Below are 13,111 nucleotides of genomic sequence, written 5' to 3'. Positions count from 1 at the left end.
GCCGTGGCCGACGAGCTCGACGCGTATTCGCAGGTGGTCACCGGGGTGGCCCGCACGCTGCTGCCGTCCGTCGCGAGCCTGGCGGTGCAGGGGGAGCGGCGCGGCCGCACCGGCGTCGTCGGCACGGGGTCGGCGGTGGTGTTCACCGGCGACGGGTTCCTGCTGACGAACGCGCACGTCGTGGGCGCGACGACCCGGGGGACGGCGGCATTCGCCGACGGCACGGAGGTCGGGTACACCGTCATCGGACGCGACCGGCTGTCCGACCTCGCCGTCGTCCGCGCCGACGGCGACACCCCGCCGCCGGCGCGACTGGGCGACGCCGACGGGCTCACCGTCGGGCAGCTGGTGGTCGCCGTCGGCAGCCCGCTGGGGCTGTCGGGGTCGGTGACGGCGGGCGTGGTCAGCGCGCTGGGCCGGTCGATGCCGGCGCAGAGCGGGCGGACGGTGCGCATCATCGAGGACGTCATCCAGACCGACGCCGCGCTGAACCCGGGCAACTCCGGCGGCGCGCTCGCCGACGCCGACGCGCGGGTGGTCGGCATCAACACCGCCGTCGCCGGGGTCGGGCTGGGGCTGGCGGTGCCGATCAACGCCACCACGAACCGCATCGTCACGACGCTGCTGCGCGATGGCCGGGTGCGACGGGCCTTCCTCGGCGTCGCGACGGCGCCCGCACCGGTGCCGCCGGCGCTGGCCGAGCGCATCGGCCGCACCCGCGGCGTCCGCATCGTGCACGTCGAGCCGAACAGCCCGGCCGACGTCGCCGGCCTGCGCACGGGCGACCTGGTGATCACGGTCGGCGGCCAGCCGGTCGACGACGCGCAGGCGCTGCAGCGGCGCATGTTCGCCGACGCCATCGACGTGCCGCTACCGATCACCACGTTTCGCAACGGCGCCATGGTCGACGTCATCGCGCGGCCCGTGGAGCTGGCCGACCAGGCATGACTTCTGTCATGCCCAGGACCGGACGGCGGTGACCTCCGCTTCCGCCGTCCGCGGCGGACGCTGGAGGCATGACAGAACCCGCCCCGCACGCGATCCGGCTGACCGGGCTGCGCAAGTCCTACGGTCCCACCACGGCCGTCGACGGCATCGACCTGGAGATCGCTCCCGGTGAGATCGTCGCCCTGCTCGGCCCGAACGGCGCCGGGAAGTCCACCACCGTCGACCTCGTCCTCGGGCTGAGCCGGCCCGACGCGGGCACCGTCGCCCTCTTCGGCCGCACCCCCCGCGACGCCGTCGACGCCGGGCTGGTCGGCGCCATGCTCCAGGACGGCGCCATGCTCGAGGACGCGACCGTCGGCGAGGTCGTCGCGCTGTTCGCGGCCGTGCACCGGCACCCGCTGCCGGTCGCCGAGGTGCTCGACCGGGCCGGCATCGCCGACCTCGCCGGCCGCCGCGCCACCGAGCTGTCCGGCGGCCAGACTCAGCGGGTCCGGTTCGCCCTCGCGCTGGTGCCGGACCCGGACCTCGTCGTCCTCGACGAGCCGACCGTCGCGATGGACGTCGCCACCCGCCGCGAGTTCTGGGCCGCCATGCGCCGGTTCGTCGCCGCGGGCCGGACCGTGCTGTTCGCGACCCACTATCTCGACGAGGCGGACGGGTTCGCCGACCGCGTCGTGCTGCTCCGCGACGGCCGCGTCGTCGCCGACGGCACGCCGCGCCACGTCAAGTCCATCGTCGCCGTCCGCACCGTCCGCGCGACCGTGCCGGACCTCGACGAGACGACCCTTCGCACGCTGTTCGGCGACGCCGTCACCGTCGACGGCGCCGACGTGCGCATCCGCACCGCCGACGGCGACGGCGCCCTGCGCGCGCTGCTCGCCCACTCGCCCGGGGCACACGACATCGAGGTGACCGGCGCCGACCTGGAAGCGGCGTTCCTGTCGATCACGGAGGGGACTGTCCGGTGAACACCACCTACACCCTGCTCGAGGTGCGGAGGCTGCTGCGCGACCGCGCCGCGCTGGTCCTCACCGCCGGCCTGCCAGCCGGGCTGTTCCTGCTGTACAACGCGATGTGGGGCGACGACACCGGCGCCACGACGTCGCTGATGGTGATGATGGGCGTGTTCGCCGGGCTGGCCGCGACCATCTCGTCCGGCGGCCGCGTCTCGCTGGAGCGGCACGCCGGCTGGACCCGTCAGCTGCGGCTCTCGCCGTTGCGGCCGCTGTCGTACGCGCTGTCCAAGAGTGTGGTCGCACTGGTGCTCGGCATGTTGGCCGGGACGCTGGTGTTCGCTGTCGGGCTGGCGGCGCAGGGCGGCGGCGCGGACCTGCCGGCGATGGCCGGGTCGTTGCTGCTGCTGTGGCTGGGCAGCATCCCGTTCGCGCTGCTCGGCGTGTTGCTCGGGCAGGTCGGCTCGGCGAACTCGGCGCAGCCGCGGGGCATGGTCGTGCTGCTCGGCAGCGCGTTCCTCGGCGGCGTGTTCGTGCCGATCGACCAGCTGCCCAGCGGCCTGGAGTCGGTCGCGCAGTGGTACCCGTCGTACTGGCTCAACGCGCTCGCGCAGGCGCCGTTCGGCGAGCCCGTCGACGTCGTCCGCGCCGCGATCACGCTGGCGGCGTGGACGCTGGCGCTGGCCGGTCTGGTCCGCTGGCGCTACGGCCGGGCGGAGCGGTGAGCGTGCGCGCTAGGTTGGCGCCGATGGCTACCGAGACGGCCGCGCCGCCGGCCCGCGACGACGAACGGCTGATGCCGCTGGTCGCGGTGCTGGTGTGGATCGTCATCCTGATACCCACCGCGGTGGGCGTCTACCAGCAGCACTACTCGCTGGGCTGGACGGTGCTCGGCTACCTGTCGCTGGTGGCCTTCTTCGCCGGGTTCTACTACGTGTTCGCCCAGGCCCGGTCGGCCCGGCGTCGCGACGAGCCGCTGCCGTGCCGGATCCGCCGGTTCGGGTTCCTCGCCCTGTGCCTGCTGGGCGCCCTGGTGGTCGGGTTCGCCGGCGAGTCCGGCGTGGTCGTGTGGTTCGCGCTGAGCCAGGTCTCCCTGATGGTCATGCCGCGGCACAAGGCGTGGTCCAGCATCGGCAGCATCTGCTTGGCCGTGCTGTTCGTGCCGTGGTCGCTCGGGCTGGACTGGCAGGTCAGCGTCTGGTTCGTGGTGGCGATCCTCGGCTCCTCGTGGGCGACGGACGCGATCTTCCGGCTGCGCGAGACCAACCTGCACCTCACCCGGGCGCAGGAGCAGATCGCGTCGATGGCGGTCGAGCAGGAGCGGCTGCGCTTCGCCCGCGACCTGCACGACGTCGTCGGCCACAGCCTCACCGCGGCGACGGTGAAGGCGCAGCTGGCCCGCCGCATGGCCGGCGCCGACGACGACCGCGTCCGGACCGAGCTGCGCGAGGTCGAGGAGCTGCTGCGGGAGGCGCTCAGGGACGTCCGCGGCACCGTCGCCGGCTACCGCGACGTCACGCTGACGTCCGAGCTGGTGCGTGCCGCGACGGTGCTCGAGGCGGCCGGCATCGCGGCGGAGCTGCCCGGCGCCGTCGATCACGTGCCGGCCGCACGGCGCGAGCTGTTCGGCTGGGTGTTGCGCGAGGCCGTCACCAACGTCGTCCGGCACAGCCGCGCGGCGCACGCGCGGGTCACCGTCACGTCCGGCGCGATCGAGGTCTGGAACGACGGCGCCGACGGCACCCGGCCCGGGCCGGCGTCGTCGGGGCTGGTCGGGCTGCGTGAGCGGGTCGAGGCGGCCGGCGGGACGCTGCGGGCCGGGCCGTCCGGCGACGGTGGCTGGACGGTGACCGCGAAGATGGTGCCGTGATCAGGTTGCTGCTCGCCGACGACCAGGCGTTGGTCCGCGGCGCGATGGCCGCGCTGCTGTCGTTGGAGTCCGACCTCGAGGTCGTGGCGGAGGTCTCGCGCGGCGACGAGGTCGTGGCCGCCGCGCTCGAGCACCGCCCGGACGTCGCGCTGCTGGACGTCGAGATGCCCGGCCTCGACGGCATCGCGGCGACGGCCGTCCTGCGCGAGCAGCTGCCGTCGTGCCGCGTCCTCATCGTCACGACGTTCGGGCGGCCCGGCTACCTGCGCCGGGCCGTCGAGGCGGGGGCCGGCGGCTTCGTCGTCAAGGACAGCCCGGCCGAGCAGCTGGCCGACGCGATCCGCCGCATCCACTCCGGCCTGCGCGTCGTCGACCCCGCGCTGGCGGTGGAGTCGCTGGCCGCCGGCCCGTCGCCGCTCACCCCGCGCGAAGCCGACGTCCTGCGCGCCTCCCGCGACGGCTCCAGCGTCGCCGACGTGGCGGGCCGGCTGTACCTGTCCGAGGGGACGGTGCGGAACTACCTGTCCAGCGCCATCGGCAAGACCGGCACCCGCAACCGGGTCGAGGCGGTGCGGGTGGCCGAGGGCAACGGCTGGCTCTGACAGCGCAGGAGATCGGCGCAGGGAGCTCGGCGTGAGGAAGCCCGGCGCTAGGAATACCGGCGCAGGAAGCCCGCCGCCCGGTAGCCACCCCTCCCGGCCGGGTGGGCCACCAACTCTACGAGCGACCACCGACAACGTCGCCCGGGACCGCCACCGCGTCGCCTAGTAGCACCGCCGGGCCGCCCGGCAGCACCGCCGGTCGTTGCACCGCCGCGCCGCCCGGTAGCCACCCCTCCCGGCCGGGTGGGCCACCAACTCTACGAGCGACCACCGACAACGTCGCCCGGGACCGCCACCGCGTCGCTCGGCAGCAGTGCCGGCTCGCCGGTCAGCGCCGTCGGGTCGCCCAGTACCCACCCCTCCCGGCCGGGTGGGCCACCAACTCTACGAGCGACCACCGACAACGTCGCCCGGGACCACCGCCGCGTCGCCCGGCAGCACCGCCGGTCGCGCAGTGCCCACCCCTCCCGGCCGGGTGGGCCACCAACTTTACGAGCGACCACCGACAACGTCGCCCGGCGTCACCGCCGCGTCGCCCGGCAGCAGCGCGTCGAGCGCGTCGTCCAGGGCCGCCGCCAGCGACTCGGGGGTGACCCAGTCGCGCGAGCTGACGGCGTGCAGCGCCAGCCCGTCGACGGTGGCGAGGACGACCTGGGCCCGCGCCCGGCGACGCTCGGGCGGCCCGCCGTCGACGTGGGCGAGGGCCGCGGCGATGGCGTCGGTGACCTCGCCGAGGATGACGCCCTGGAGCTCGGCCAGCGCCGGCATCGTCGCGGCCCGGGCGGCGAAGGCGACCTGGACGCGCACCTCGGCGGCCCGGCGCTCGTCCAGCGGCAGCAGTTCGCGCAGCACGGCGGCGAGGTTGCGCCGGACGTCCGGACCGAGGACGGTCGCCGCGACGCGCTCGCGGATGCGGCGGACCACCTCGGTGAACGCCGCCGTCAGCATGGCGTCCTTGGTGGGGAAGTAGTGCTGGACGGTGCCGATGGCGACCCCGGCGGCCGCGGCGACGTGCCGGACGCTGACGTGGTCGAGGCCGCGTTCGGCCGTGATGTCGAGCAGCGCGTCGGTGATGACGTCCTTCGTCGGCCGGGGGGTTGACAGCTGCGCCATGCGTGCCATCATACAGTCGTATGAGACCATACGATCGTATGACAGTGCCGCGTGGCCTGGCGGCGGGCACGGCCATCGCCCTCGCGGTGGTGTGGGGCCTGTACGCGCTGGACCCCGGAGCCTGGCCGGGCCTGCCCGGCGCGCTCATCCAGACCGCCCTGTTCCTGGCGAACCTCGTCGTGACCGCACGCAGCCGTCGGACGAAGATCGCCGTCGTGCGGACGATGCAGCGGTGGGTGATCAACCCGCTGGTCCGGCTGCTGTTCCGGCTCGGGCTCAACCCGCTGGGCCTGGCGATCCTGGAGACCCGCGGCCGGACCAGCGGGCTGCCGCGCCGCACGCCCGTCGGCAACGGCCGGGTGGGCGACGACTTCTGGATCATCGCCGAGCACGGCCTGCGAGCGGGCTACGTCCGCAACCTCCTGGCCGACCCGCGGGTACGGGTTCGGCTGCGCGTCGGCTGGCGGTACCGGTGGGTCGACGGCGTCGCCGAACCGCTGCCCGGCGACGACGTGCTGGCGCGGCAGCGCGCGATCATCCGCTGGCACCCACTGCGGATGCTCAACGCCATGAACGTCCGCGTCCTCGGCGCCGACCTGCTGACGGTGCGCGTGCGGCTGCTGCCCGGCGAACCCGGCGAACCCGGCGACGACCGGGCCGGTCAGGTGGTGCGCAACCGCCGCCGGGCCAGCCAGGCGTACGCCGTCCCCAGCACGGCGAGCGCCAGCAGCGAACCCAGCCAGGCGGCCGGATTGTGGCTCCAGAGCGCGTCGTCCGGCGCGTTGCGCACCAGCTCGGTGAGGTCGACGGTCGACGCGGCGGCGGCGTATCCCCAGCGCGACGGCACCAGCCAGGACAGCTGCGAGACCACCGCCTGACCCGTCACCTCGATCAGCCCGCCGCACAGCACGAGCTGCGCCATGATCGCCACCACCAGCGGCGGCATCGTCTGCTCGGGCGTGGACACCAGCGCCGAGATCAGCAGGCCGAGCAACGCCGACACGATGGCCGTCGCCGCCAGCGCGATGCCGACCTCGACGTTGCCGGCGCCGAACAGCACGCCGTCCTCGGGGCCGGCCCGGAACCAGTAGACCAGCCGCAGCAGGATCAGCGTCTGCACCACCACGACCCCGCAGAACACCGCGATCTTCGCCGCCAGGTAGGCGTCGGGCATCAGGCCGGCGGCGCGCTCGTGCCGGAAGATGCGCCGCTCGGCGACGAGGTCGCGGACGGTCGCGGCCATGCCCATGAACGCGGCGCCGACGACGAGGACGACCAGCAACCGCATCGCCTCGGTGCTGGCCGGGCTGACCGGCCGGCCCAGCCCGGTCTCGTCCGGGATCGCGAACGTCAGCAGCGCCAGCACCATCGGCAGCGCCAGCAGGAACCCGGCGTAGCCGCGGTCGGCCCAGATGAGGCGGAGCTGACGGCGGATCAGCACCCACGTCTGCTGCCGGCGGCGGCGCTGGTCGATGGCCTGCGGCCCGACGATCTCCGGCGCCGGCCGGACGACGCGCGCGGCCGAGCGCTGGGCGTCGGGACGGCCGAAGCCGCTGAGGCGGTCCAGCCAGGCCAGCGGGTTCAGGCGGCGCAGCCGCTCGCCGAGGTCGGGACCCGCGGTCGCCGGCGGTGGCGGCGGCGTCGCGGCGTTGAGCCGTTCGAAGATGTCCGCCCAGTCGGCGGTGCCGAAGTGCGCCTCGATGCCGCCCGGCGGCCCGAAGTACTCGACCCGGCCTCCCGGGAGCATGATCAGGACGTCGTCGCACAGGTCCAGGTGGGCGAGGTCGTGCGTCGTGACGACGATCTGCCGGCCGCCGTCGGCCAGCTCGCGCAGTCCGGTCATGATCTGACGGACCAGCGCGGGGTCCAGCCCCGCCGTCGGCTCGTCGAGGATCAGCAGCGACGGGCTCGTCAGCAGCTCGAACGCGATCGCCAGCCGGCGCTGCTGGCCGCCGGACATCCGCCGCACCGGGATGTCGGCGTGCTCGGACAGCGACAGCTCGGCCAGTACGTCGTCGACCCGCTGCCGCCGTTCGCCGGCCGTGGTGTCCTGCGACAGCCGCAGCTCGGCGGCGTACTGCAGCGCCTTGCGGGCGGTCAGTTGGGCGTGCGCGATGGTGTGCTGCGGCACCACGCCGATGCGGCCGTGCACCTCCTCCTGCTGGCGGTGCGCGTCGATGCCCTGGTAGCGCACCGACCCCCGCGCCGGCTCCAGCTCGCCGCTGATCAGCCGCAGCAGCGTCGACTTCCCCGACCCCGACGGGCCGATCAGCGCGACCAGCCGCGGCCCGGCCACGTCCAGCGAGACGCCCGCCGTCAGCACCTTCCCGCCGGGCAGCGCGTAGTGCACGTCGCTGACGTCGAGGCCGCCGCTGGACGGGGAGTCGGGCACCGGCAGCACGCCGTCGCCGGTGACGACGAAGCGCACCTTCCCGAACGTGACGACGTCGCCCTCGCGCAGCTGCGCGGTCTCGACGTCGGCGCCGCGGACGAACGTCTGGTGGTGCTTGTCGAGGTCCTCCAGGAACCAGCCGTCGGCGTTCGGCGTGAGCCGCGCGTGGTGGCGGGCGGTCAGCAGGTCGTCGATGACGATGTCGTTGCCGGGGGCGCGGCCCACCGTGATGGTCCCCGGCGGCCGGGGCGGTGCGGCCCGCGGCGCCGCCAGCGAGACCACCGGCCCGGACGGCCCGCCCAGCGCCAGCTCCACTGCACCGTCGACGGGCACCTCGCCGACCTGCACGCCGTCGCGCCAGGTGCCGCCGGAGCTGCCCTGGTCGCGCGCGACCCAGCCGTCGTCGAACGAGACGAGCAGGTGGCGTCGCGACACCCTCGACTCCGGCACGACGACGTTCGAGGCCGCCGACCGCCCGATCAGGACCTCACCGGCCGACGGCGGGAAGTGCTGCGTCACCCCGCCGGCGGTGACCCGCAGCACGCTCACGCGCGGAATGATACGGCCCGCCCTAGGGAGTGTCTGACGGATCTTGGTCTTTGTTCGGTCCAAGATGCTGGGTGTGGTTGAGCGGCGGGTGTTGTCGGATGAGGCGTGGTCGTGGTTGGAGCCGCGGCTGCCGGACCGGACGCCTCGGCGGGGTGGGCGGTGGCGTGATCACCGGCAGGTGATCGAGGCGATCGCGTGGAAGTTCCGGACCGGGGCAGCGTGGCGGGAGATCCCGCAGGGGCGGTTCGGGCCGTGGCAGACCGCGTATGAGCGGCTCAATCGGTGGAGTTCGGATGGCACGTGGGCGCGGTTGCTGGCCGCGGCGCAGGCCGATGCTGATGCTCGGGGCGAGTTGGATTGGCTGGTCGCGGTGGACTCCTCGCTGGTGCGGGTGCACCAGCACGGGGCGTCGGCTCGGCGTGTGGGTGGCAACGCCGCGACCGTGTCCGGGCCCGCACCGGCGCCGGACGCGGGGGGCAGGACCGAATGACAGGTGTTCGCGTGGCGATCACCCCGTCGCCGCGGTGGTGGCCGAGCCGGCCGATCATGCGATCGGCCGGTCCCGGGGCGGGCTGACCACCAAGATCCATGCACTCGTCGACGGGCGGGGCCGGCCGCTGGTGCTGCACCTGACGGCGGGCAACGTCAACGACACCACCCAGTTCCCGCAGCTCATGGCCGGATTACGGGTGGCCAGGCCCGCAGGCGGGCGGCCACGCACCCGGCCGGACTACGTGCTGGCCGACAAGGGCTACAGCTCGCGCGCGAACCGGGAACTGCTCCGTCGCCGCAACATCGCCCACACCATTCCAGAACCGGCCGATCAGCAGGCCAACCGACGCCGCCGCGGCTCAGCCGGCGGGCGCCCGGTCGGGTTCGACAAGACCCTCTACCGGCGACGCAACGTCGTCGAACGCGGCTTCTGCCAGCTCAAACACTGGCGCGGCCTGGCCAGTCGCTACGACAAGCACGCCCGCAACTACCTTGGTGCACTCCACCTCGCCGCGCTACTCACCTGGCTCCCATGATCCGTCAGACACTCCCTAGGGTGGACGGATGACATCGGTCGAGCCGTGCGCGTTCCCGAGGGCACGGTGACGGGTGCAGGTCTTCCGGCCGACCTGCGTACGGTGAGACGGATGTCTCGCATCATGGATGGACGGCGCGAGATCGTCCGGACCTCCCGGAGACTGGTGCCCGTGCGTACCACCGGGGCGAAGGAGGGGGAGTGATGGCCAGCCTGCGCGTGGCACTGCTCGGATGCGGTGTGGTGGGCACGGAAGTCGCCCGCCTCCTGCACGAGCATGCCGACGACCTCGCCGCGCGGGCGGGGGCCCGGCTCGAACTCGCCGGCATCGCCGTGCGCCGCACCGGCCGCGTCCGCGACATCCCCGGCGTCGACCCCGACCTGTTCACGACCGACGCGCGCGCCCTCGTCGAGCGCGACGACGTCGACCTGGTGGTCGAGGTCATCGGCGGCATCGAGCCGGCCCGCGGGCTGCTGCTGGCCGCCATGGAGCGCGGCGCCTCCGTCGTCACGGCGAACAAGGCGCTGCTCGCCGAGGACGGCGTCACGCTGCACACCGCCGCCGAGAAGCACGGCGTCGACCTCTACTACGAGGCCGCCGTCGCCGGGGCCATCCCGCTGCTGCGCCCGCTGCGCGAGTCGCTGGCCGGCGACCGCATCAAGCGCGTGCTCGGCATCGTCAACGGCACCACCAATTACATCCTCGACCAGATGGACAGCGAGGGCAGCAGCTTCGCCGAGGCGCTCGAGGAGGCGCAGTCGCTCGGGTACGCCGAGGCCGACCCCACCGCCGACATCGAGGGCTTCGACGCCGCCGCCAAGGCCGCCATCCTGGCCGGCATCGCGTTCCACTCGCCGGTGGTGGCCGCCGACGTCCACCGCGAGGGCATCTCCGACGTCACCTCGGCCGACGTCGCGTCGGCGGCGGCCATGAACGCCGTCGTGAAGCTGCTGGCCATCTGCGAGCTGTCGCCCGACGGGCGCGGCGTCGGCGTCCGCGTCCACCCGGCCATGCTGCCGCGCACGCACCCGCTGGCCAGCGTCCGCGGCGCCTACAACGCGGTGTTCGTCGAGGCCGAGGCGGCCGGCCGGCTGATGTTCTACGGCCCGGGCGCCGGCGGCGTGCCCACCGCGAGCGCCGTCCTCGGCGACCTCGTCACCGCTGCCCGCAACCGCATCGGCGACGCCGTCGGGCCGCGCGGCTCCTGGTACGCCGACCGCCCCGTCCGTCCGATGGGCGAGACCATCACGAGGTACCACATCAGCCTCGACGTCGACGACCGCCCGGGCGTGCTGGCGGCCGTCGCCGCCGTGTTCGCCGAGCACGACGTGTCCATCGAGACCGTCCGGCAGCGCTCCGAGGGCCCCGACGACGCCGAACTGGTCGTCGTCACGCACCAGGCCACCGACGACGCGCTGGCCGCGACTGTCGACGGACTGACGCGACTCGATACCGTTCGTGCTGTCCTGTCGGTGATGCGGGTGGAGGGGGACTGACCACCATGGCTGTCGTGACCCAGTCTCGGCTGTGGCGTGGAGTGATCGAGGAGTACCGCGACCGGCTGCCGGTCACGTCCGCCACGCCGGTCGTGACGCTGCGCGAGGGCGGCACGCCGCTGGTGCCCGCGCCGTGGCTGTCCGAGCAGACCTCGTGCGAGGTGTACCTCAAGGTCGAGGGCGTCAACCCGACCGGCTCGTTCAAGGACCGCGGCATGACGGTGGCCATCTCGAAGGCCGCCGAGGAGGGCGCCGAGGCCGTCGTCTGCGCGTCCACCGGCAACACCAGCGCGTCCGCCGCCGCGTACGCCGTCCGCGCCGGCATGCGCCCTGTCGTGCTGCTGCCCGACGGCAAGATCAGCGGGCCCAAGCTGGCCCAGGCCGTCGTGCACGGCGGCATCATCGCGTCGGTGCAGGGCAACTTCGACGACTGTCTGAGGCTGGCCCGCGAGCTGGCCGAGACCTACCCCGTCGCGCTGGTCAACTCGGTCAACCCGTACCGCCTGGCCGGGCAGAAGACCGCCGCGTTCGAGGTGGTCGACGACCTCGGCGACGCGCCCGACCTCCACGTGCTGCCGGTCGGCAACGCCGGCAACATCTCCGCCTACTGGCTGGGCTACTCCGAGTACACCAAGGACGCCGCCGACCAGCCCGGACCCGCCACCCACCGCCCGCGCATGTGGGGCTTCCAAGCGGCCGGCGCCGCGCCGTTCGTGCACGGCGGCCCGGTGTCCGCGCCCGAGACGGTGGCCAGCGCCATCCGCATCGGCAACCCGGCGTCGTGGGATCTCGCCATCGCCGCGCGCGACGACTCCGGCGGCCTCATCGACGCCGTCACCGACGAGCAGATCCTGGCCGCGCAGCAGGAGCTGTCCGGCCGCGAGGGCCTGTTCGTCGAGCCCGCGTCGGCGGCCGGCGTGGCCGGGCTGCTGCACTACAGCCGCACGGGACGCCTCGACGCCGGCCAGCGGGTCGTCGTCACGGTCACCGGGCACGGTCTCAAGGACGTCGACACCGCCAGCGCCTACTACGGCGAAATCCGCCCCTACGTGGTCCCGGCCGAGGCCGGCGCGGCCGCCCAGGCCCTGGGCCTGGCGTGAGCACGTCGACCGTCCGCGTCCGCACCCCCGCCACCAGCGCCAACCTCGGTCCCGGCTTCGACGCGCTCGGCCTTGCGCTGTCGCTGCACGACGAGGTCGAGGTGACGGCCGGGTTCGGCGGGCCGGCGACGCCGGTCGAGGTGACGGTCGACGGCGAGGGCGCGGGGTCGGTGCCGCTGGACGAGCAGCACCTCGTGGTCCGGTCGCTGCGCGCCGCGTTCGCCGAGCTGGGCGAGCAGCCGTCGGTGCTGCGGCTGCGCTGCCGCAACGCGCTGCCGCACGGCCGCGGGCTGGGCTCGTCGGCGGCCGCCATCGTCGGCGGCGTCGTCGCGGCCCGCGCGCTGACCGGCTTGACAACGCACGACGACGCGCTCGCGGCGGCCGACCGCATCGAGGGCCACCCGGACAACGTCGCCGCCTGCCTGCTCGGCGGTCTGACGGTGGCGTGGCGCGACGACTCCGGCGCCGCGCGCGCGACCCGCGTCGACGTCCACCCCGACGTCGCGCCGGTGGTGTGCGTCCCGTCCTTCGAGGTGTCGACGGAGAAGGCGCGCGGCCTGCTGCCCGAGACCGTCCCGCACGCCGACGCCGCCGCCAATGCCGGCCGTGCCGCGCTGCTCGTCCACGCACTGGGGAAGCGGCCGGACCTGCTGCTCGACGCCACCGCGGACCGCCTGCACCAGCACTACCGCGAGCCCGCCATGCCGGCCACGTACGCGCTGGTCACAGCCTTGCGGGCGCAGGGCTTGGCGGCCGTCGTGTCCGGCGCCGGCCCGACCGTCCTGGTACTCGGCGGCGGCGACGACCTGAGCCGCGTCGAGGCGCTCGCCGAAGGGTGGGACGTCCGCGCGTTGCAAGTGGACACGCGGGGTGCCGTTGTGGAGTACGCCACTGCATGAGCGGTGCCGGCGGGGGTGGGTCAAACGGCCCACGGCGTGCTACGCTCGCTGTGCACCGACGTTCTGCTGGTCGGTATCCCCATGGTGGTGACGTTCGTCGCTAATGACCATGGTCTTCGCCCATCTCCCCGGGTTCGCTGTTGCGGGCTCCGCGGAGGGGC

Annotated in this window: 11 protein-coding genes and 1 pseudogene; 10 read left to right on the top strand and 2 right to left on the bottom strand. The window is 74.1% G+C overall.

All coding sequences use genetic code 11. The features are described 5' to 3' along the window. The first annotated feature begins 3 nt into the window (after positions 1-3). The 5 genes from BLU82_RS21795 (at position 4) to BLU82_RS21775 (ending at position 4,373) form a co-directional block, all read left to right on the top strand. Entirely contained in the window at positions 4-948 is a 945-nt protein-coding gene (locus tag BLU82_RS21795) for a S1C family serine protease (RefSeq protein ID WP_092623157.1), read from the top strand. Between the two features lie 68 nt (positions 949-1,016). Next, complete coding sequence (locus BLU82_RS21790) at positions 1,017-1,916, top strand: ABC transporter ATP-binding protein (protein ID WP_092623156.1); 900 nt, start codon at positions 1,017-1,019, stop codon at positions 1,914-1,916. After that, positions 1,913-2,626, top strand: a complete 714-nt coding sequence (locus BLU82_RS21785) for an ABC transporter permease (protein WP_092623155.1) — start codon at positions 1,913-1,915, stop codon at positions 2,624-2,626. The genes BLU82_RS21790 and BLU82_RS21785 overlap by 4 nt, the downstream gene beginning before the upstream one ends. Positions 2,627-2,649: 23 nt before the next feature. Next, entirely contained in the window at positions 2,650-3,771 is a 1,122-nt protein-coding gene (locus BLU82_RS21780; RefSeq protein ID WP_197682387.1) for a sensor histidine kinase, read from the top strand. After that, positions 3,768-4,373, top strand: a complete 606-nt coding sequence (locus BLU82_RS21775) for a response regulator transcription factor (RefSeq protein WP_092623154.1) — start codon at positions 3,768-3,770, stop codon at positions 4,371-4,373. The genes BLU82_RS21780 and BLU82_RS21775 overlap by 4 nt, the downstream gene beginning before the upstream one ends. A 489-nt stretch (positions 4,374-4,862) precedes the next feature. On the opposite strand, the gene BLU82_RS21770 is transcribed toward BLU82_RS21775, so the two are convergent. Continuing rightward, positions 4,863-5,486, bottom strand: a complete 624-nt coding sequence (locus BLU82_RS21770; RefSeq protein WP_172885669.1) for a TetR/AcrR family transcriptional regulator — start codon at positions 5,484-5,486, stop codon at positions 4,863-4,865. Positions 5,487-5,506: 20 nt separating this feature from the next. On the opposite strand from BLU82_RS21770, the pseudogene BLU82_RS36400 reads away from it, so the two are divergent. Beyond that, positions 5,507-6,088 (top strand): annotated as a pseudogene (locus BLU82_RS36400) (nitroreductase/quinone reductase family protein); the annotation flags it as partial. A gap of 59 nt (positions 6,089-6,147) precedes the next feature. Here the strand turns inward: BLU82_RS36400 and BLU82_RS21760 are convergent. Next, positions 6,148-8,427, bottom strand: a complete 2,280-nt coding sequence (locus BLU82_RS21760) for an ATP-binding cassette domain-containing protein (protein WP_157741177.1) — start codon at positions 8,425-8,427, stop codon at positions 6,148-6,150. A 64-nt stretch (positions 8,428-8,491) separates the two neighbouring features. On the opposite strand from BLU82_RS21760, the gene BLU82_RS36395 reads away from it, so the two are divergent. The 4 genes from BLU82_RS36395 (at position 8,492) to thrB (ending at position 12,950) form a co-directional block, all read left to right on the top strand. After that, a protein-coding gene (locus BLU82_RS36395) for an IS5 family transposase (protein WP_370246194.1) occupies positions 8,492-9,455 on the top strand; the annotation gives its coding sequence in 2 pieces (ribosomal slippage) (positions 8,492-8,868 and positions 8,867-9,455; 966 coding nt in all). Between the two features lie 203 nt (positions 9,456-9,658). Next, entirely contained in the window at positions 9,659-10,951 is a 1,293-nt protein-coding gene (locus BLU82_RS21750; RefSeq protein ID WP_092623151.1) for a homoserine dehydrogenase, read from the top strand. Between the two features lie 5 nt (positions 10,952-10,956). After that, complete coding sequence (thrC, locus tag BLU82_RS21745; RefSeq protein WP_092623150.1) at positions 10,957-12,051, top strand: threonine synthase; 1,095 nt, start codon at positions 10,957-10,959, stop codon at positions 12,049-12,051. Then, the gene (thrB, locus tag BLU82_RS21740; RefSeq protein WP_092623149.1) at positions 12,048-12,950 is read left to right on the top strand and encodes a homoserine kinase; all 903 of its coding nucleotides are present in this window, start codon (positions 12,048-12,050) and stop codon (positions 12,948-12,950) included. Before thrC ends, thrB begins: the two co-directional genes overlap by 4 nt. Positions 12,951-13,111 lie beyond the last annotated feature (161 nt).

This window comes from Jiangella sp. DSM 45060, from assembly GCF_900105175.1.
In the GTDB taxonomy this organism is placed as follows: domain Bacteria; phylum Actinomycetota; class Actinomycetes; order Jiangellales; family Jiangellaceae; genus Jiangella.
The sequence above is the reverse complement of the archived record's forward strand: the minus strand, read 5'-3'. Positions and strand labels throughout refer to the sequence as shown.

Bases quoted from the DNA above. Each gene is read 5' to 3' on its own strand.
- BLU82_RS21790 (WP_092623156.1), top strand. From the start codon at position 1,017: ATGACAGAACCCGCCCCGCACGCGATCCGGCTGACCGGGCTGCGCAAG.
- BLU82_RS21750 (WP_092623151.1), top strand. From the start codon at position 9,659: ATGGCCAGCCTGCGCGTGGCACTGCTCGGATGCGGTGTGGTGGGCACG.
- BLU82_RS21780 (WP_197682387.1), top strand. From the start codon at position 2,650: ATGGCTACCGAGACGGCCGCGCCGCCGGCCCGCGACGACGAACGGCTG.
- BLU82_RS21770 (WP_172885669.1), bottom strand. From the start codon at position 5,486: ATGGCGCAGCTGTCAACCCCCCGGCCGACGAAGGACGTCATCACCGAC.
- thrC (WP_092623150.1), top strand. From the start codon at position 10,957: ATGGCTGTCGTGACCCAGTCTCGGCTGTGGCGTGGAGTGATCGAGGAG.